The organism is Mesorhizobium sp. L-2-11 (assembly GCF_016756595.1).
Classification (GTDB): Bacteria; Pseudomonadota; Alphaproteobacteria; order Rhizobiales; family Rhizobiaceae; genus Mesorhizobium.
In genome coordinates this window covers 4295372-4315241 of the sequence record NZ_AP023257.1, presented here as the reverse complement: position 1 = coordinate 4315241, position 19870 = coordinate 4295372, and the positions used below count along the sequence as shown (strand labels likewise).

Sequence of the window (19870 nt, the reverse complement as noted above, 5' to 3'; positions counted from 1 at the left end):
GGGAGACAGGGCCTTGCACGATCCGCCTCGCATTCTCGCCGTCGACGATACCCCGGAAAACCTCGAAATCCTGCGGATGCGCCTCGAGGCGAACGGCTACGAAGTGGTGACAGCAGCCGACGGCGAAGAGGGGCTTGCGAAGGTGCGCAGCCTCAAGCCGGACCTGATCCTCCTCGACATCATGATGCCGAGGCTCGATGGGATAAGCGTCGTGCGGATGCTCAAGGCAGACGTTTCGCTGCGATCGATCCCGGTTATCCTTGTTACCGCAAAAGCCGATACGCGAGATGTGGTCGAGGGATTGGATGCCGGTGGCGACGACTATCTGACCAAGCCGTTCGAGCACAAGGCGCTACTGGCGCGCGTGCGCTCGATGCTGCGCCAGAAGGCGCTATACGATACCGTGGAGAGCCAGACGCGGCTCCTCGAGGATCAGGCAGCGCAATTGGCTGCATGGAATCGCTCTCTTGAACAAACAGTGGCGGACCAGGTTGCGGAGATCGAGCGGATGGGCCGGCTCCGACGGTTTCTGCCCGCGCAGGTCGCCGACCTTATTGTTGCAGCGGGCAATGGCGACGCGCTCCTTCAAAGCCACCGTCGCGAGGTGACCGTCGTTTTCTGCGATCTGCGCGGCTTTACAGCCTTCGCCGAGACTGCCGAGCCCGAGGAGGTAATGACGGTGCTCGGCGAGTACCATTCCTGTCTCGGCGAACAAATCGTCCGTCACGAGGGGACTTTGGAGCGGTTCGTGGGCGACGGCATCGTTGTGGTTTTCAATGATCCGCTACCCTGTGCCGATCACACCGAGAGGGCTGTCTCAATGGCCGCGGCGATGCGTGACGCTATTGACGAGCATTCAGAGCGATGGCGCAAACGGGACTACTTGCTTGGCTTCGGAATCGGCATCGCTCGGGGCCACGCCACCATCGGGCGGATCGGTTTCGATCAGCGCGCGGACTATGCGGTGATCGGCACTGTGTCGAACCACGCGGCCCGATTGTGCGAGGAGGCTAGGTCTCGCCAGATTCTCGTCAGCCAACGGGTTCTTGGTGCCGTCGAATCATTGGTCGAATCCGTTCCAGTTGGCGAACTGACGCTGAAGGGGTTTCGCCGCCCTATGCCGGCCTACGAAGTTGTCCGGTGGCTTGGCCGGTCAAGTTAGTGATGAACGCAGCCCAATGAGTGACCCGCGGGACCGAACGACGGCATGAAATGACCGCAACGGTGGAAAGCGGTCGTTCCGTCGGCAGCAAGCGAACGGCAACTCTTGTGATGGCTTTCGGACGCCGGCCTCGGAGCCACGCCATCTCAGTAAAGCCGGCATCCGCAACCCTTCACATAAGGCGACCTTCATGGCGCTCGCTCAAAGCTGCGCTTCGCGCAACGGCTCAAGCCGGACCTGTAGCTGACCTTTGGCAAGCGGTTTGGAGACGTTGTGACTGCCAACCGCCTACGCCTCGTCCGCGATCCATTCGAGCGAGGCGCCATGCGGGTCGGTCCAAGCGGCAGGGGAGCCGTTCACAGATAGGAGGAAGCGGCCCGGCGGCCGGCTTTCTCCGGCGCGTGTGGCGATGGACGGGAACACGCGCCGGAACTCGTTCGATACCCAATACGGAGAGAGGCGCATCACCTGTTCTGCGAAAGCCTCTCGGTCTGCCGGGTCGGAGACATAGTCGAGGACGGCTGTGTGAAAGACAACGAGGGTAGCGTCCTTTGGCGCTTCGCTGCAGAGCCGCACGAGGTCGCTCCCGCGCAGGTCGCCCTTCACCACCCGAGGCTTGACTGTGGCAGCAATCTTTAGGGCGGCCCGCAGATTGGCAAGCCGCTCCGTCTGCTCCGGCCAGACCAGCGTCTCAAGCCATGCGACTTGCGAAGCGTCCGAAGCATCGATCGGGTTCAGGTCCAATCCCGCTCGCCAGACGACATGCGGCGGGGTCGTCGGCAATGGCGTTGTCTCGCTGGCGGTGCATCGGAAGACAGGCGGTTCCGAGGCCATGACGGGTGCGCGGAGCACCGTGCGCCCGTAGTCGTAGCCATAGAGGTCGGGCATAAGGCAGAGCCCTGCGGAAGTCCCGACCTCCAGGAGCGCCAATGGCTGCGGCAGGCGCGCCAGGACGGGCAGCAGTGTGGCGCACCTTCCCGGCTCGTTGGTTTGCGTCGAGCGCTCGAGCATGAGCGAGCGGACAAGCTCGGGGTGCGCCAGAAGCCCCTGACGAAACTCGGTCCACCCTGTCGGTGTGCCGAACAGGTGACGCACCACGGCAAGCAGAAGATTCGGTTGCCGCTTCACGTCCGGGAGGGTCGACAGGAAGCCGAGTGTCTCACGGTCCCCTGCGACAGCACGAGCCAACTCCTCATAGAGCGGTGAGCGACTGCGAGCTTCCGTATCGGCGAAGCGAATATACCGGGTTGAGATCTCTGCCAAGCCCTCCTCGCCCATATCCACTCATCCCCGATCCCGACGTCTCGTCGCAGTACACGATCCACGGATCAGATTGGAGCCAGGCGCGGCGCCTGTCGTCAAGATGCCGGGTGTCACGCTTTTGCGGTAGCCCAATGCCTCGTAACTTCCGGCTGCCCCTCGAAAGAGGCCTCGAAGGTTGGCGCGGCCACTATGGCCTGTATGTGCAATGTCGCGCTTCCGGTGTTACGAAAGCCATGCCAGCTGCCGGCCGGCACGATGACTGATTGTCCCGTCGATACTGTTTCTCGTTCATCATCCAACCACAGCTCGGCTTGGCCTTCCAGCACGGTCAAGACTTCCTCGACGGGATGGGTGTGAGTACGTGTGCCACTTCCTGGTGCGACCCACTGTTCGAATATGCAGAGCGTCGCTGCCTCGGTGACCGCAGAAACGCGCATTCTGGTCAACACGCCGGAACGCCACTCTTCTGTCGGCTGAAGGTTATGATCGATAATCTGCATGATCCCCTCTGTTGGCAGAGTAGCACTCGCGCAGCATGAAGCCGGCAACCGGTGGTTCATCAAGTTAGTAGAGCCGGTCGCGATTACCCGTGTCGATGATCGTTTGCATCTCCTCAACCGTCTCCGCGAGTTTGCCGTGGGCGACCAACATCTCCGCAAACGACGGAACGTTGCTGGTATCAGGCCACGCTTCCGGCTGCCACAACCCCGAGCGGACCATGCATTTTGGACAATGAGAAAGTACGTGCGAGATCTCGATGACGAGTATGTGCTCCGGGAGCTTACGGTTGACAGCCATGGCCTCACGCAGCTCAGCATCGCGGACAATGAGCGCCCTGCCGGACACGCGAAGGGTGTAGGTCACACCGGGGATTACGAAAATCAGGCCGACATTCGGGTTGCTCAGGACGTTACGGAAAGTATCGAGTCGACGATTGCCGGGGCGGTCTGGAATGGCGAGAGTTCTTTCGTCCAGCACCTTGACGAAGCCGGCGGGATCGCCCTTTGGCGAGACGTCGAGCATGCCATCGGCCCCGGCGGACGCTACGAACACAAAAGGCGCGTGAGCAATGAAGCGGCGAGCATGTTCGTCAATTACTCGAACGATCTTGGCAACCGCTCGGTCTGTGGGCGCCCCCAACACCGTTCGCAATTGCTCTTCGCTCGTGATGACATCGCGGAAACGGCGCCGAAGACTGCTCTCGTCGTCTTGCATGATGCCGGCCCCTCTCCGCGTACCTGCGTAGTATGACGCAAAGGATCGCGCGACCGCAACTCCGTTGACGAGCCATTCCGTGCCGGCGCCGCGTTCTGGCGCGCATTTGCGCCGTTCAGCCGTGCGACTGAAAGTCGGCTCACCATTCCAGCCAGTCGATCGGTGCTCGATTCTGGCGTTCTGCGAGTCAGGTAGGTATTTGAATCAGCGGACGCGCCATTTGCTGACCGTTAATGCACAAAGCGCGGCTCCGCCCACTTTCTTTGGTTTAAAACAGACCACCTCGCAACGCGGAGCACATCCTGGGTGTCCGTATCGCGAGGGGCTTCTGCACCACCATACCTCCACGACTGTTTCCTGCCGTGGGGTGGAGTGTTCGCCCCGCGGTCAAATGTTGGCGAGCAATTCGTTGATGCGGCTTTCCATGTCGGCCAGTGCGGCATCGACGTCCTTCTGGCCACTGATTGCAGCGCTGCCGCGCTTGAATGACCACTCGGCGCGCCATGCCGGCTACAAGCAAGCCTAAATCCGCAGCGAGCCTTGGCGGCCGTTGGTTGCCGCTTTCCAGCGCGACCGAGCCGGCCGAAGGATTCGGTTCTGCCGTACAGCCACGGAGCGTTTTATGTCGCGGTTAGGTGGTGAGCAGACGCTCCCATTCCCTCAGCCGATTGGAAAGATGCGCCATTTTCCGGACGTTGCTGGGGCTTCTCCAAAGCGGATCTTCGCGTTTCGGCTGGAGTCGATGCAAGACGGACGTTCACTTCATTCGGGAAGACCTGCCTTCAGCAAGCCTTCGCGCAGATGCTCGGCATCGGCAGGATATCGGTAGTGCGGCATCTCCGCCCGCACGCTGAAACCGGGCTTGCGGCGGAGCACCTCTGCGGCTTTGGCGCGAGCTTCGTCGAGACGCCCAAGCTGCGCCAGGCAGGCTGACTCGCGCGCCATCATCCACGGCGACAACTCGTGCCCGAGCTTCCGGTTTGCCGCCAGGGCTTCTTCATAGCGCCTCACGGCGTATAGACAGAAGGCGAGGGTACCCCAGGCAAACTTAACATAAGGATCAAGTCTGATGGCTCGGCGAGCCAACTCGATGCCCTCTTCGGCGCGACCGGACACGCCAAACACCGCGCTCAAGTGCACTATGCCGACCACGTCGTTGGGGTTGAGCGCCACACCATTTTCGAGGTGCGTTATCGCTAGATCGTACTCATCGCGGAATCGGTGGATCTGCCCGAGGAACGTGTGACATCGGCTTTCGCGCGGGTCCAGCCGGACAGCAGTCATGGCCACCTCCAATGCCCGTTGTTTGATCGCATCCGACGCGGCACCGTAGTTATTCTCGACCAGAAGTGACAGGGCCAGATAGGCGTGGCCCATAGCGTATTGCGGATCGAGAGAAACGGCCTGCTCGAACAACTCGCGAGCACGACGGTTGTTTTCCATGCCGAACCCACGCAATTGCTGAATACCGCGGAGCAGACAGTCATATGCCGGTAGGCTGTCGGTCCGCCTGTTTGACGCCATCCTGATTTCGGCGTCCTCCAGCCGGCCCACCACGGTTGCGACGACGGTGTGTGTCAACTCGTCCTGAACGTCGAATAGGTCCTCGATCCTGCGGTCGAAACGCTCGCTCCACAGATGATTGCCTGGAACGGCGTCGATCAGCTGCGCCGTGATGCGAATCCGGCCGCCCATTTTGCGGACGCTGCCCTCGATGACGTAGCGCACGCCGAGGTCGCGCGCGACCCGGCGCACGTCCACCGCTTTGTCGCGATACTGAAACGACGAGTTCCGGGCAATGACGAACAGCGCACGGGAGCGTGATAGTTCGGTGATGATATCCTCAGTGATGCCGTCTGAGAAATATTGCTGTTCAGGATCGCCGCTCATGTTGGTGAAAGGCAGGACCGCGATCGACGGCTTGTCGGGAAGCGACAACGCAGGTCCGACGGGTGCCGGCGCCACACCGTTCACGATTCTGAACACGCGCACCGGATTGGCAATGTTCTTGAGTTCGACCTCTCCCATCTCGTCGAAGACATGAGCGCCCTTGCCACGCAGTTCATCGCGCACCTTTGCCGAAACGCAGATCCCGCCCGGCTCCGCCAACGCCTCCAGCCGCGCGGCTACGTTGACGCCGTCGCCGTAGACATCGGATCCCTCGCCAATGATATCGCCAAGATTGATGCCGATGCGCAGAAGGATGCGTCTATCCTCGCCCAAAAGCGTGTTGACCTCGGCCATCTTCTCCTGCAGGTCCAGCGCCGCCTTAACTGCATTGACCGCACTGGCGAACTCCACCAGCGCGCCATCGCCCATGACCTTGACAATGCGGCCCTCATGGTCGCGCACTATCGGCTCCAAGACGCTCTTCCGCTGTTCCCTCAGCGCCGCCAGCGTTCCCGCCTCGTCGGCCTCCATGAGGCGCGAGTACCCCACGACGTCAGCGACGGCGATGGCGGCAAGGCGGCGTTTGGCGCGTTCATCGGCCATTTAGATGATGCCTTAGGGCCCAGGTTCCGCCGATGGTATTTGTGCCATGCCACGATGTCCATTGCCGCTATGGGCCCCATTCCGAACATTGGTCAGGGGCCGACACAGGTCTCCGATCATCAGTGCTGGTTTCAGCGAATGTCCGCTGTCGGCAGCAAAAGAGTACAGGAAGGTCCGTTCAGGGTTCCTGCTGACTCGTTGGTCGCCGTTCGGTAGAGGCCGCTCAGGGGTAGACACCTGCCGGAGCGTGAACGTCCGGTCCGGAGAACTGTCGGGAACGGCGGCTTATGGCGCAACTATCCTGTTCGCATGCGCGAATGGATCGACGGGGAGCGTGGTGCGTGGCAACTGCGCCCCTCATTCGCTTCGGCGCCGGCTGATACCCTAGCCGCCTTCACCGTCGTCGAGCGTGAAACCAGCCTTCAAACTCACCTGGAAGTGACGAACCTCACCATTCTCAACATGGCCGCGCGTCTGCGTTACCTCGAACCAACGCAAGTTCCTGAGCGTCTTTCCGGCGCGGGCGATCGCCACGCGAATAGCATCGTCGATGCTCTCACCTGATGAGCCTACGAGCTCAACCACCTTGTAGATATGCCTCTCATCCATGGAACGCTCCTTTCCGGTTTGCACCATATTTGTGGCGCAATCCGGAAGCGGAAAGTGAGCAGCGAGCGCTTTATCTCCGCCGTCGATGGCGACCGCCAGCGCGTCGATGATCCTCGTCGCAGTTTCCTTCTCGATGTCCAGCATGCCTTGCCACCCCTGTCGCTGTCGCCGCCGCCGGCGGGTCTCGTACCAGGGGAGGCCGAATGCTGACCTTCTCCGCAAGGTCGCTGTGCGTCACGCCCGACTCGCCCGAACGCTCAGCCATCGATCATCACGCTTTCCGATGCACCGGCGTACCTCGCTGACGATCCAGCCGGCGTCTGTGAGTGCGGACCGCAGGGCAGACTCGCGCCAGTACGTCTCGACGTAGCGCCGAGGCGCTGCAGCGCAGCCGTGTGTCGACACATCCTCGCCATCGCCCTCTCTGACCGAGGCGTGCAGTCGGCCACCGGGCCGGGTCGCCTCGGCAAGCCGTCCAAGCACAGTGCCGAAATCCTCGCGCGCGACGTGAATCAGGCAGGCACAGGCCCAGATCCCGTCGTATGGCGTGCCGGGACGCTGCGGGTCGGCCAGGTCTTCGGTCAGCGGATCCAACAGGTCGGCCTCGAAGCCGCTCTCGCGAAGCAGTTCGACGAAACCCTTCGAAATGTCGGTGCGCCGGACGCTGATCCCCCGCTTCTCAAGCTCAAGGGCATCTCGCCCGCCACCGCTTCCGATCTCCAGCACCCTGCCAGAGCCACCCAGCTCGGTCACGAACGCATCGATCTCTGTCGCGACCCATTCGGGCATCGCCGCGGCCTCGGCAGCGTACTCCGCCGCGACCGCATCATAGGACCGCACGGTATCCCGGTCGGTGCTCATCCTAGCGCTCCTCCGTCAAGACAAGAGGCCCATCAGCCCGTTGCGCCCCTTCGTCAGTTGGTGACATCGCGGGCGATTTGCTTCCCAGCCTTAGCAGAAATGCGATCAGAGACACTAGCGATTGCCCATGGCTGCCGGGCGGCAATGCGCCCAAACTTGGATCTAGGTCCAATTTTGCGGTTGCCAGAAAGCAGATATCTCCAGCGACCACCTGGGCGTCGGGTCGCGCCAGGAACCTGCTATGCCGGTAGAGACGATTGACGGTCTCATCGGTATCGGCGGAGCCGCGATTCTGTGGTAAGCCGCCGCTCAACCAACCAAAGGACGACACCTGTGAGCGAACCGACCGTGGCCGAGGCGACCGAGAGTATCTATGCCTCCCTCAGGGCGGACAATGCCGATATCGACGCACATATCGCGACGCTTAAAATGGCGCTGGCACGAGAAGGGCTAAAACAGGCGGTGTTCGATCCGGCCAGGCTGGCGCAGAACAACCGTTCGGGGCGCAAGCTGATGCAGGCCTATTTTCGGCAGCGCGGCGTGAGCGTGAGGTTTTCGGACTAGTAGAGCCGCGCGCGGGTGATCTCAAGCGCGCCTTGGAGCAGCAACGCGCTCTTCTCGATCATTCGGCCGGCCCCTGAGCGCATCGGTACGTTGCCGCGTCGCTTTCATCATATCGCGGTTCGCTCCCGCAAGGCGCCAGAGCGGCAAATGGTGACAAGCAGCCGCCGTGGCGTTCTTCCCCGCGGGTGGCCGCGAAGGACTGGCTGGCAAGCCGCCGGCGACCTGTCACTGCTGCCGCGCGGCGCAGCGTGCTAGGAACCATTCAAAACGTCATGACGAGGATTCCACCTTGCCCGCCGTTCCTGCCCGCATCCTGCCGACGATCGTCATCTCGCAGTTCGCCGCGACATCACTGTGGTTCGCCGGCAATGCGGTGATGCCCGACCTGCAGCGCAGCGCCGGCCTGCCGGCGTCCGCCCTCGGTGACATCACGATCGCCGTGCAGCTCGGCTTCATCGCCGGCACGCTGGTCTTCGCCTGGCTGGCGATCGCCGACCGCTACTCACCGCGTATCATCTTCTTTCTTTCCACGCTCGCCGGCGCGGCGGCCAATGCCGCGACGCTGGCGAGCGGCGAGTTCCTGCCCCGGCTCGCGGCGCGGTTCGCAACCGGCTTCTTTCTCGCCGGCATGTATCCCGTAGGCATGAAGATCGCGTCGGGCTGGTATGACCGCGACCTCGGGCTCGCGCTTGGCTGGCTGGTCGGGGCGCTGGTTCTCGGAACGGCATTTCCCCATCTCATCCGCGGCCTGGGCGGCGACCTGCCTTGGCAGGGCGTAATCCTGTCGGTCTCGGCGATATCGATCGCCGGCGGTCTGGCAATGTTTCTTCTCGTGCCGGACGGGCCGCAGCTCAGAGCGGGCGCGAAGTTCGATCCGGCCGCATTCGCGACGATCTTCCGCTCGGCCGAATTCCGGGCGTCGGCCTTCGGCTATTTCGGCCATATGTGGGAGCTCTACGCGTTCTACGCGTTCCTGCCGGTGCTGCTGGCGGCGCGCCTCGGCAGCGACGGCGCGGCGGTTTCGGTGTGGAGCTTCGCGGTGATCGCCACCGGTTTTCTCGGCTGCATGGTCGGCGGCTACGTTTCGCGGGGGATAGGCAGCGCGCGCGTCGCCTATATGCAGTTGTCGGCGTCCGGCCTGTGCTGCCTCGTCTCGCCGCTGGCATTCCTGGCGCCCTTGCCGGTGTTCCTCGCCTTCCTGTTGTTCTGGGGCGTGGTCGTTGCCGGCGACTCGCCGCAATTCTCCACGCTCAACGCCCGTTTCGCCCCGCCGAGGCTCGTCGGCTCGGCGCTGACGATCGCCAATTGCATCGGCTTTTCGATCACGATCGTTTCGATCGCGCTGCTTGCTCGGTTGATCGAAACCGTCGGACCGCAGTATGTTTTCCTGATGCTGGTGCCCGGGCCGGTGCTCGGGCTGGCGGCGTTGAGACGGCTGGTCGCGAAGCCGGGACCGAAGGACGACATGACCGAGTAGAGAGTCGTCGCCTGCGGCCGCGGAGTCATTCTGCCAGCGAACTGGCAGTCTCCGACCTTCATCCTATCTCCATTGCCGGCGAGCCGCGAAGGTCTGCTGAGAGGTCGTGACCCCGAACGGGACGCCTGAGTAGTGGTTCGGCGATGACCGGCGCAGCCTGTGCGTTCCGATCGGCGACGCAGAAGGCAGAAACCACCCTGGCTCGGGCGTCAGGCTTTCACCATCTAACGGCGCGCCTCAGTTCTTCGGTCGCGGCGGCTCCAGGATCAGCCATTTGATGATGCCCATGGCCGGCAGCACCCACAGCATGCCGCTGAGCAGGAAGAACAGGAAATGCGCCCACGGTCCAGATTCTGCCAGTTGGGCAACCGCGACAATCGATGCGACCAGCGCATAGACGATGACCAGCGCCACCAGCAGGATTGTTCCGATCAGCTTTTTTAGACAAATGGGCATTTCGCGATCCGGTTCATCGCTATCGCTTAGGCCCAACGGAAGAGGCACGCAACAGCCAAGAAGCGGCGCGACGGCGTGCCGCGCTGTCCGGACTTGCCAGTTGGATTGCGATGGTTCACCAATCCGCGACTGCAACCTGCCGGGACAAGTCTATGGCTGCCATATCAGCTGCCGCGCCTTTCGTGGCCCGCGACCGCGACCTGCGTAACCGGGCGCTGGTGCGCGGCTGGCTCTACGTCGTGCTCCTGGTGCTGTTTGTGCTGGTGCTGGTCGGCGGCGCCACCAGGCTCACCGAATCCGGCCTGTCGATCACCGAATGGAAGCCGATCCACGGCGTCATCCCGCCGCTCAACGATTCCGAATGGCAGGAGGAGTTCCAGCGCTACCAGCAAATCCCGCAATATGCCGAGCTCAACAAGGGCATGAGCATCGAAGCGTTCAAGTCGATCTTCTGGTGGGAATGGTTGCACAGGATCCTGGCGCGCGGTGTCGGCGTGGTTTTCGCCGTGCCGCTGGTGTTTTTCTGGGCGACGCGCCGCATCGAACGCGGTCTTGGGCCGAAACTGTTAGGAATTCTTCTTCTCGGCGGCCTGCAGGGCGCGATCGGCTGGTGGATGGTGGCGTCCGGGCTGGTCGACCGCGTCTCCGTCAGCCAGTACCGGCTGGCGACGCATCTGACCCTGGCCGCGCTGATCTTCACCGCGACCATGGTGGTCGCGCGTGGATTGGCCCCGCACTCCGAGCCCGCCGCCGACCGTTCGACCCAGCGTCTGGCCGGCTTTCTGGTGCTGCTGGCGCTGATCCAGATCTATCTCGGCGGGCTGGTCGCCGGGCTCGATGCCGGCCTGAGCTACAACACCTGGCCGCTGATGGACGGCAAGCTCATCCCCGGCGATCTGTTGATCCTCGAGCCGGCATGGCGCAACTTCTTCGAGAGCCCGAAGACGGTCCAGTTCATCCACCGGCTCGGCGCTTACGCGATTTTCGCCGCAGCACTTTGGCACATGATCGCGACGCACCGCCGCCAGCCCGGCACCACCCATGCGCGCCGCGCGACGCTGCTGTTTCTGCTGGTGCTGGTGCAGGCCTTGATCGGCATCGGCACGTTGCTGATGCAGGTGCCGCTGCACATGGCGCTGACGCATCAGGCATTAGCGCTCGTCCTGCTGGGATTTGCCGCAGCGCATTGGCGCGGCACCAAGGGCGCTTATCCCATGCCCAACCAGATCGCCGTCAGAGGCTGAGCCGCACCGTCCTGATCGCCGTGGCAATGGACAATTCGCGGCTTTCGTCGATCGCATTGCCGTCTTCATGATGCCATGACGCCGACAGGCAGCCATAGGCAATGGCGTGGTCCAGGATGGCTGGCGGAGTCTGGCCGAGCGTCCTGGCGAAGATCTCGGCCATCTCGGCAATCCGCCGGGGATCACGGCAAAGGTCGTCGCGGTCGAGCGGATTGTAGAACATGTTCGCCGCGTCGAAGCCGGGATCGCCGAGAACGCCCTTCGGGTCGATCGCCAGCCAGCCGCGCGGTCCGTGCATGATGTTGTCGTGATGCAGGTCGCCATGCAGCGGCAGCATGGCGACAGGATCGGCCAGCAGCCGTTCCGCGGTCGCCGCCGCTTCGACGTAGAGGCCCTGTTCGCCGGCGTCGCGATCGACCTTCGCCTTGTTGAACAGGCTGGAAAACCGCATCCGCAGCGGCTGCAGATCCGGTGGGGGAGGGTGGTCGGATGGCGAGAACAGTCTTGCCATCACTTCGGCCGCGATTGCTGTGGCGGCATTGTCTCCCTGCTCGGCGAGAACCTGTGACAGCAAGGTTTCGCCGGCATATTCGAGCAGCATGCAGTGGCCGTCGCGGCAGCCGTACCGCGCCTTCGCCGCGCCGCCAGGCGAGGAAATGCTCGCCGCGCAACTCGTCTTCGACGTCGTCGAAAGCTTTGAGGGCCTTGACGATCGCCGGCGAGCCGTCCTCGCGAACAACCTTCCAGATGCGGCTGCTGAACGTCTCGGCAATCAGTTGTGGCGCGCTGACCTTCCAGCGGCTTGGAAATGCCGGAGCGTCCATTCAGTGCTTGAGGCCGAGCATCAGATCCATGTTCTGCACGGCAGCACCCGAGGCGCCCTTGCCGAGATTGTCATAGACGGCGAACAGCAGCGCCTGGGCCCTGTCGTCGTTGGCGAATACATGGAGCATCATCCGGTTGGTGCCATTGTACGTTTCCGGATCGATCTCCGGCACGCGCTCGAGCTGCGCATAGGGCGCCACCTCGACCACGCCGCCATCGATGGCGGCGAAATGGTCGGCGATCGCCGCATGAAGATCGGCGCCGGTCGGCACATAGTCGAGGCCGCCGAGCTGCAGCGGCACCACGGTGATCATGCCTTGCGCGAAATTGCCGACCGCCGGCTGCATGATCGGATCATGCGACAGTTTTGCATAGGTCCTGAGCTCCGGCACATGCTTGTGCTGCAGGGTCAGCCCGTAGGGCAGGAATTCCGCGGCATCCTCGCCCTTGGCGACATAGTCCTCGATCATCGGCCGGCCGCCGCCCGAATAGCCGGTAATGCCGTTGACGGTGACCGGAAAATCCGGCGGCAACAGCCCTGCTTCCACCAATGGCCTCAGCGTCGCGATCGGGCCCTGCGGCCAGCAGCCCGGATTGGCGACGCGCTTCGCCGAAGCGATTTTTCGGGCCTGATCCTTGTCCATTTCGGCAAAACCATATTCCCAACCTTCTGCCACGCGATGCGCAGTCGAGGCGTCGATAACCCTGGTCGTGTCGTTGCTGATCAGCGAGACGCTTTCTTTCGCGGCTGCGTCCGGCAGGCACAGGATCGCGACATCGGCGGCGTTGAGGAACTCGGCCCTGGCTGCCGGTTCCTTGCGGCGCTCAGTCGGAATCGAGATGATCTCCAGGTCGCTGCGCTCGGCCAGCAGCGCCCTGATCTGGAGACCCGTGGTGCCGTGCTCGCCGTCTATGAAGATTTTCGGTTTCATTGCCTGCCTGAACTCCCTGGTACTTCGTAATTATATGCCACTTGCCTGATTCAGTCCGGCAACGATCTGATTGCCGTTGTTCAGCTCTTCGAGCCGGGCCTTTCGTTCCGCCAGCAGCCCGAGATAGTGCATGGCCACCGTCGACCCGGCAATCGCCGTTATATCGGCGTGATCATAGGCCGGCGCAACCTCCACGATATCGGCGCCGACGATATCGAGCTGATTGATCTGGCGCAGCACCGACAGGATTTTTGCCGAGGACGGCCCGCCGGCGACCGGTGTTCCGGTGCCGGGCGCGAAGGCCGGGTCGAGGCAATCGATGTCGAAGGTGACGTAGGCCTTCTTGCCGCCGGTGCGGTCGACGATGGCATAGGCGATATCGGACGCGCGCATGTCCTCGATTTCGTGGCCGTAGAGGATCTTGATGCCGAAGGTGTCGGGCGCATGGGTGCGGATGCCGATCTGGATCGAACGGTCGGGATCGATGATCCCCTCCTTGACCGCACGGCCGACGAAGGAGCCGTGATCGATGCGCTTGCCGTCGTCCGGCCAGGTGTCCTGGTGGGCGTCGAACTGCACCATGGCGAGCGGACCGTGGATGGCGGCATGCGCCTTGAGCAGCGGCCAGGTGACGAAATGATCGCCGCCGAGCGATAGCAGGAAGGCGCCGGATTTCAGGATCTTTGCCGCCTCGCGCTCGATCGTCCCCGGCGTCTTCTGGTGATTGCCGCTGTCGAGCAGGCAATCGCCATAGTCGACCACGGCGAGATGTTCGAACAGATCGCGCGAAAACGGATATTGCGGGTCGTTGTCGAGAATGGTCGAGGCGCGGCGAATCGCCTGCGGCCCGAAACGCGCGCCCGGCCGGTTGGTGACGGCGGCGTCGAAGGGGATGCCCCACACCACCGCGTCCGCGCCCTTCACGTCCTTCGAATACTTGCGTCGCATGAACGACAGCGCGCCGGCATAGGTCGGCTCGAAGGACGCACCCGTCCTGGCCCGGGCGGTGAAGGCGTGGTCGATGTTGGTGTTCGGCATGAAGCGATCTCCTGTGCGTCGAGGCGCAACCTTATTGGATATAATTCTCGGAAATGCGACCCCTTCCGCGGCCGTGGCCATTCGAGATCGGTCACAAATACTTGCTTGGCAGGTGAGCCCGCATGGCCAACCCGGAAATTGCGCAGACATGCATGAATACAATCTAAAGTTGCGAACCGTCCTGTCGTGAGATTGAAGAACGGCCGCTTCAGCCGGCATTGACCTGACTTTCCGGCATTTGCGAAGCCGGCTTCGTTCACCGGGTTGTCACGTGCGTCGCTTATCCGGGTTTGCATCCGGTAGGAGCGATTCTCATGCGAACGACCTGGCTGAAACTTCTGCTTGCCGCCGCCTCGGTGCTGTTCACCGGCTCGGCATCGGCTGGCGAAACACGCGCCAGACAGATTCTCGAGCGTTTCGAACACGCCAACCAGTGGCGCGACCATGTCATGGTGGCGGCACACCGCGCCGGCAGCCTGCAGGCCCGCAAGACGCTGTTTGCGGAGAACTCGATCGCCGCCCTCGAGGCATCGATCGCGCTTGGCGCCGAAATCGTCGAGGTCGACGTCAGGCGCTCGAAGGACGGCCAGTTCGTCGTCATGCATGACAGCTGGCTCGACCGCACGACGAACTGCAAGGGCGAGGTGGCCAAGCGCACGCTGGCCGAACTCAAAACCTGCAGGCTGGTGATCGAGGGCACCGGCGCCGTCACCGACGAGCCGGTTTCGTCGCTGCGCGAGATGCTGATGGCGACCAAAGACAGGATCCTCGTCAACATCGACAACAAGCTCGACGTCGACAGCCTGGCCGGCATGATCGCGGTCGCGCGTGACCTTGGCATGGCCGAACAGGTGATCGTCAAGGAGAACCTGTGGAACCCGGCCAGGATCACCACTGTCAAGGCCGCCATGGGCGCGATCGGCAGCGGTTTCCAGTTCATGCCGATCATTGCCGACGACGCGGTTCGCGACGCCGGTTTCGCCGAGAAAGTCAGCGGCGCGTTTTCGCCGCGCGCGGTCGAGATGATCAACTGGCGCGACGGCGCCGAGACGCTGACCGAGACCGGCGGTCCGCTGTTCAGCCCGCGCATGCGCGCGGCGGCGATAAGGGGCGGCTGGCACATCTGGGCCAATACCTACGCCATCGTCAACAAGCCGGGCGGCTTCCTTGCCGGCGGTCGCGGCGATGAACTGGCGGTGTTCGCCAGCCTGCCGCGCGAGACCTACGGCTTCTGGGCCGAGCGCGGCGCCACCATCATCCAGACCGACGAGCCGAAAGCGGCGATCGAATGGCTGGCGGCGAACGGCTACCGCGTGCCCTATTCGGATGAGGCGCGCCCGGCGGAGCCGGCGAACACCGCGAGCATCAATTAGTTCCTCTCTGAACAGGGACTGACGGTCGCGCTGCCGGCCGGCCTGCCACCATCTCTGACGCTGCCACAGGCCGCCATGCCTTCGTCATCCAGGGCGAAGCAAGGAGCGAAGCGACGCGGCGCAGACCCTGGGATCCAGGCCGTTACCTCAGAGCGTCACGAAGGTGCAGAACCTTTGATGGCGGCGGGACAGCGCCCCCCTCTGTCCTGCCCCTCTTTGCCAAGACTCGGCATCTCCCCCACTTGGGGGGAGATCGGCAGCTTCGCGGGCAGCGTCCTTTTTGCAAGGTTGGTGGTTGGCGAAATCAGTGATGACGGCCAATCTCCCCCTTGTGGGCAGGGCTGTCCGGGGAAAGTTTTGAGTGAATCGAAATGCCACATGTGCATGCCCCGTAAAACGGGGTTTGTCCGTCTTTTCTCTGGTTGTCGAGACTCAGAAAAGGAACGGGGCATGCGCTTTGCACCTAGCATCTTCGGGCAGCTTCTTGAACCCATCGATCGGCGTCAATTCCAAGCAATTGTGGATCGCCACGACGGGGATGCGTACGACAAATCGTTCAGAAGCTGGGATCATCTGGTGGCGCTGATCTATGCCCAGTTCTGCGGCAGCAGCAGCTTGCGTGGCCTGGAAGCCGGCTGGAACGCCAACAGCCAGCATCATTATCACCTGGGCAGCGGTCCGTTGATGCGTTCGACCTTGTCGGATGCCAACAGACGGCGTCCGGTCGCCATCTTTGCCGAGGCGTTCGGTCTGGTGGCGAACCTGCTCGACAGGCAAATGCGGCGCGAGGGCGAAGCAATGCTGCGGCTGATCGACTCGACCCCCATTCCGCTCGGCAAACTGTGCGATTGGGCCAAGTCGAACGGGCGCATCCGCGGCATGAAGGTGCATGTCGTCTATGACCCGAAGACCGACTGTCCGCGCGTCCTCGACATCACCGACGCCAACGTCAACGACGCCCAGGTCGGTCGCCAGATCACGATCGAAGCTGGAGCGACCTACGTGTTCGACAAGGGCTACTGCCATTATGGCTGGTGGACGGCGATCGCCGAAGCCGGATCGATCTTCGTGACGCGGCCCAAATCCAACATGAGGCTGGCGCTGCTGCGTGATCGCCCTGTAGCCGAGCCGCAGGGCGACGGCTTCCTGGTTGTGGAAGACAGTGAGGTAAGCCTGGTCAGCAAGGCTGCTTGCAAGCTGCCGATGCGGCTGCGTCGCCTGCGCGTTCAGCGCGAAACGGGCGACACCATCACGCTTTTGACCAACGATCTGGAGCGCTCCGCCGTCGAGATTGGACGGCTCTACAAAGGCCGCTGGCACATCGAGCTTCTGTTCCGATGGATCAAGCAGCACCTCAAGATCAGCAAGTTCCTCGGCAACAACGGCAATGCAAGTCGCCTGCAACTCTTTGCAGCAATGATCGCCTTTGCGCTGCTGCGCATTGTCGCGCGCACCCGCCGCGTCACTATTCCTATCTTGAGGTTCACAGAACTGGTCGCTCAATACTTGTTCGGGCGGCGGAAACTGCACACCATCGATAAGCCGCCACCGGTCAATCCAAGCCGACCAAGGGACCGAGCCTCTCCCAATCAGATGGCCTTCATTTATGAATAACTTTCCCCGGACAGCCCTGCCTTGTGGGGGAGATGCCCGGAAGGGCAGAGGGGGCGCTGTCCCGCCAGCCTGTCGATCAGGGCGAGATTGGCTCGTTGCCGCTTTCGCCGACCTCATGCAGCCATCGCCACACCGTCCAGCTCGCTTACGGCATCCTCCGGCAGATCGAGTTCGGCCGCGGCAAGGTTCTCCCGCAAATGCGCAACGGAAGACGTGCCGGGGATGAGCAAAATATTGGGCGCGCGACGGAGCAGCCAGGCGAGCGCGACCTGCATCGGCGTGGCGCCCAGGCGCTGAGCGACGCCGGACAGGGTAGAGGACTGCAGCGGGTTGAAGCCGCCGAGCGGAAAGAACGGCACATAGGCGATGCCGTTGCTGGCGAGTTGGTCGATCAAGGCATCGTCGCCCCTGTGCGCCAGATTGTATTGGTTCTGCACGCAGACGATTTTGGCGATCCGTCGCGCCTCTTCGATCTGCGCTGGCGTGACATTGCTGAGCCCGATGTGACGCACCAAACCCTGTCGCTGCAGCTCGGCCAGCACAGTGAGCGGCGCCTCGATCGAGCCTTCGGCCGGGCCATGCGCGTCGAACATGATCCGAAGGTTAACCACGTCGAGCACGTCGAGCCCGAGATTGCGCAGATTGTCGTGCACCGCCCGGGTCAGCTCTTCGGCCGAGAAGGCCGGCAGCCATGATCCGTCTTCGCCGCGCCGGGCGCCGATCTTGGTGACGATGACGAGGTCTTCCCGATAGGGCGCGAGCGCCTCGCGGATGAGCAGATTGGTGACGTGCGGCCCGTAGAAATCGCTGGTGTCGATGTGGTTCACCCCAAGCGCAACAGCTTCGCGCAGCACGGCCAATGCCGCGCCATGGTTTTTGGGCGGGCCAAATACGCCGGGTCCTGCGAGCTGCATGGCGCCGTAGCCGAGCCGTTTCACGGTTCGGTCGCCGAGAGTGAATGTGCCGTAATTGTCGGTACTGGACATGTCTATCTCCGTTCTGGATGAGGCTAAGATAGGCGCTGTCCGATCTCACGATAATTAGGTACATTCCGCACGGGCTGTACAGAAAATCGAACAATGAGGATCGACCTCGGAGACCTGAACGCCTTCGTGGCCGTCGCGCGGGCCAAGGGCTTTCGCGATGGCGCCCGCGCCAGCGGCGGCAGTGCGTCGGGCCTCAGCGAGGCGGTGCGCCGCCTCGAGACGCAGCTCGGAGTCCGGCTGCTCAACCGGACGACCCGCAGCGTCGTCCTGACCGAAGCGGGCGCGAGCTTGCTGGCTCGGCTCGGCCCAGCCTTGACCGAGGTGGAATCGGCCCTCGACGTTGTCAATGGCTTCCGCGACAGGCCGGCAGGTACGTTGCGCCTCAACGTTCCGGTCAGCGCGGCGCGACTGGTGCTGCCCGGCATCGTCCCGGGGTTTCTCGCTGCCTATCCCGGCATCCGGCTGGAGGTGATCGCCGAAGAGAGCTTTGTCGACGTGCTGGCGGCCGGCTGCGATGCCGGGATCCGTTATGACGAGCGGCTGGAACAGGACATGATCGCGGTGCCGATCGGACCGCGCCTGCAGCGCTTTGCCACCGCCGCCAGCCCTGCCTACCTTGATCGCCATGGCCGGCCTGAACACCCGCGCGACCTGCTCGGCCACGCCTGCCTGCGCGGCCGCTTCGCCAGCGGCGCGATGCCGCCGTGGGAATTCGAGCGTGCCGGCGAGGTGGTGCGGGTCGATCCGACGGGGCCGCTTCTCGTGACCCTGGGCGGAGCGGCCGATCTCGCCGTCGATGCTGCCATCGCCGGTACCGGCATTGTCACACTGTTCGAGGATTGGCTTCGCCCCTACTTTGAGAGCGGTGTGCTCGAACCCGTCCTCGAACCTTGGTGGCAGAGCTTCCCCGGGCCGTTCCTCTATTATCCCGGTCGGTGTCTCGTGCCGGCGCCGTTGCGGGCGTTTATCGATTTTATCAGGGACAGCCGGACCTGAGCGCCAGGCATGAACTGCGCCCGGCGCCGTCACCCCACCCGGCGCTGCGCGCCGACCTCCCCATTGAGGGGAGGTAGGGCGTCGCGCCTTACATTCGGACCATCGTTCCGTCACCCGGCCGGCTTTTGCAGACCGTTCGGCGAGCGGGAAACTGCCGCGACCTCCTACCTTCCCTTGATGGGGGGGTCGCGCGCAGGCGCGGGTGGGTAATAGCTCTGCACGAAAAGAAAAGGCCGCCCGGAGGCGGCCTTTTCGACTGTCTGAAGCTGAAGCGGGTGCTTAGCGCTTCGAGAACTGGAACGAGCGGCGGGCCTTCGCCTTGCCGTACTTCTTGCGCTCGACGACGCGGCTGTCGCGGGTCAGGAAGCCGCCCTTCTTGAGCACGCCGCGCAGCGCCGGCTCGTAATAAGTCAGCGCCTTGGAGATGCCGTGGCGCACGGCACCGGCCTGGCCGGAAAGCCCGCCGCCGATGACCGTGGCGACGATGTCGTACTGGCCGGCGCGGTTGGCGGCGATGATCGGCTGGTTGAGGATCATCTGCAGGACCGGGCGCGCAAAATATTCGGCGAACACCTTGTCGTTGACGACGATCTTGCCGGAGCCGGGCTTCACCCAGACACGGGCGATGGCGTTCTTGCGCTTGCCGGTGGCATAGGCGCGGCCCGACTTGTCGAGCTTCTGGACATGAACGGGTGCAGCCGGCTGCGTGTTGGTGTTGCCGGTGGCAGTTCCGAGTTCTGCGAGCGAGGAAAGCTCAGCCAT

The 19870-nt window shown here is 63.2% G+C and carries 18 protein-coding genes and 1 pseudogene; 7 read left to right on the top strand and 12 right to left on the bottom strand.

Annotated elements, in window-relative coordinates; translation table 11 throughout:
* Positions 1–13 precede the first annotated feature (13 nt).
* The gene (locus JG739_RS20710) at positions 14–1162 is read left to right on the top strand and encodes an adenylate/guanylate cyclase domain-containing protein (RefSeq protein ID WP_202363157.1); all 1149 of its coding nucleotides are present in this window, start codon (positions 14–16) and stop codon (positions 1160–1162) included.
* A gap of 288 nt (positions 1163–1450) precedes the next feature.
* Here JG739_RS20710 and JG739_RS20705 read toward each other — a convergent pair whose 3' ends face one another.
* The 6 genes from JG739_RS20705 to JG739_RS20680 form a co-directional block, all read right to left on the bottom strand.
* Positions 1451–2425, bottom strand: coding sequence for a DUF2332 domain-containing protein (locus JG739_RS20705; protein WP_244749494.1), 975 nt, complete (start codon positions 2423–2425; stop codon positions 1451–1453).
* Between the two features lie 110 nt (positions 2426–2535).
* Positions 2536–2925, bottom strand: coding sequence for a cupin domain-containing protein (locus JG739_RS20700; RefSeq protein WP_202363155.1), 390 nt, complete (start codon positions 2923–2925; stop codon positions 2536–2538).
* Between the two features lie 64 nt (positions 2926–2989).
* Complete coding sequence (locus JG739_RS20695) at positions 2990–3640, bottom strand: pyridoxamine 5'-phosphate oxidase family protein (RefSeq protein WP_202363154.1); 651 nt, start codon at positions 3638–3640, stop codon at positions 2990–2992.
* 762 nt (positions 3641–4402) lie between these two features.
* Positions 4403–6133 (bottom strand): adenylate/guanylate cyclase domain-containing protein, encoded by a 1731-nt coding sequence (locus JG739_RS20690; RefSeq protein ID WP_202363153.1) that lies wholly within the window; start codon positions 6131–6133, stop codon positions 4403–4405.
* 384 nt (positions 6134–6517) lie between these two features.
* On the bottom strand, positions 6518–6742 hold the full coding sequence (locus tag JG739_RS20685) for a dodecin (RefSeq protein WP_202367551.1): 225 nt from the start codon (positions 6740–6742) through the stop codon (positions 6518–6520).
* Positions 6743–6976: 234 nt separating this feature from the next.
* Positions 6977–7603, bottom strand: a complete 627-nt coding sequence (locus JG739_RS20680) for a class I SAM-dependent methyltransferase (protein WP_202363152.1) — start codon at positions 7601–7603, stop codon at positions 6977–6979.
* 333 nt (positions 7604–7936) lie between these two features.
* On the opposite strand from JG739_RS20680, the gene JG739_RS20675 reads away from it, so the two are divergent.
* Complete coding sequence (locus JG739_RS20675; protein ID WP_202363151.1) at positions 7937–8167, top strand: hypothetical protein; 231 nt, start codon at positions 7937–7939, stop codon at positions 8165–8167.
* Positions 8168–8456: 289 nt separating this feature from the next.
* Positions 8457–9644, top strand: coding sequence for an MFS transporter (locus tag JG739_RS20670; protein ID WP_202363150.1), 1188 nt, complete (start codon positions 8457–8459; stop codon positions 9642–9644).
* A gap of 237 nt (positions 9645–9881) precedes the next feature.
* On the opposite strand, the gene JG739_RS20665 is transcribed toward JG739_RS20670, so the two are convergent.
* Positions 9882–10100, bottom strand: a complete 219-nt coding sequence (locus tag JG739_RS20665) for a DUF2842 domain-containing protein (RefSeq protein ID WP_202363149.1) — start codon at positions 10098–10100, stop codon at positions 9882–9884.
* Positions 10101–10252: 152 nt separating this feature from the next.
* Here JG739_RS20665 and JG739_RS20660 point away from each other — a divergent pair, with 152 nt between their 5' ends.
* The gene (locus tag JG739_RS20660) at positions 10253–11344 is read left to right on the top strand and encodes a COX15/CtaA family protein (protein ID WP_202363148.1); all 1092 of its coding nucleotides are present in this window, start codon (positions 10253–10255) and stop codon (positions 11342–11344) included.
* Here JG739_RS20660 and JG739_RS20655 read toward each other — a convergent pair.
* From JG739_RS20655 to speB, 3 genes and pseudogenes are all read right to left on the bottom strand, one after another.
* Positions 11334–12168: pseudogene (locus tag JG739_RS20655) on the bottom strand (aminoglycoside phosphotransferase family protein). The gene JG739_RS20660 and the pseudogene JG739_RS20655 sit on opposite strands and share 11 nt — an antisense overlap.
* Entirely contained in the window at positions 12169–13101 is a 933-nt protein-coding gene (gene argC / locus JG739_RS20650; RefSeq protein WP_202363147.1) for an N-acetyl-gamma-glutamyl-phosphate reductase, read from the bottom strand.
* 30 nt (positions 13102–13131) lie between these two features.
* Positions 13132–14139 (bottom strand): agmatinase, encoded by a 1008-nt coding sequence (gene speB, locus JG739_RS20645; RefSeq protein ID WP_202363146.1) that lies wholly within the window; start codon positions 14137–14139, stop codon positions 13132–13134.
* Between the two features lie 314 nt (positions 14140–14453).
* On the opposite strand from speB, the gene JG739_RS20640 reads away from it, so the two are divergent.
* Together JG739_RS20640 and JG739_RS20635 are read left to right on the top strand one after the other, a co-directional pair.
* A complete protein-coding gene (locus JG739_RS20640; RefSeq protein ID WP_202363145.1) occupies positions 14454–15512 on the top strand; it encodes a glycerophosphodiester phosphodiesterase family protein in 1059 nt (352 codons plus the stop codon).
* 450 nt (positions 15513–15962) lie between these two features.
* Positions 15963–17126, top strand: a complete 1164-nt coding sequence (locus JG739_RS20635) for an IS4 family transposase (RefSeq protein WP_202363144.1) — start codon at positions 15963–15965, stop codon at positions 17124–17126.
* 113 nt (positions 17127–17239) lie between these two features.
* On the opposite strand, the gene JG739_RS20630 is transcribed toward JG739_RS20635, so the two are convergent.
* Positions 17240–18112, bottom strand: coding sequence for an aldo/keto reductase family oxidoreductase (locus JG739_RS20630; protein WP_202363143.1), 873 nt, complete (start codon positions 18110–18112; stop codon positions 17240–17242).
* A gap of 93 nt (positions 18113–18205) precedes the next feature.
* Between JG739_RS20630 and JG739_RS20625 the strand changes: the two genes are divergently transcribed.
* The gene (locus JG739_RS20625) at positions 18206–19108 is read left to right on the top strand and encodes a LysR family transcriptional regulator (RefSeq protein WP_202363142.1); all 903 of its coding nucleotides are present in this window, start codon (positions 18206–18208) and stop codon (positions 19106–19108) included.
* A gap of 279 nt (positions 19109–19387) precedes the next feature.
* Here JG739_RS20625 and rpsI read toward each other — a convergent pair whose 3' ends face one another.
* The gene (gene rpsI / locus JG739_RS20620; RefSeq protein WP_027155304.1) at positions 19388–19870 is read right to left on the bottom strand and encodes a 30S ribosomal protein S9; all 483 of its coding nucleotides are present in this window, start codon (positions 19868–19870) and stop codon (positions 19388–19390) included.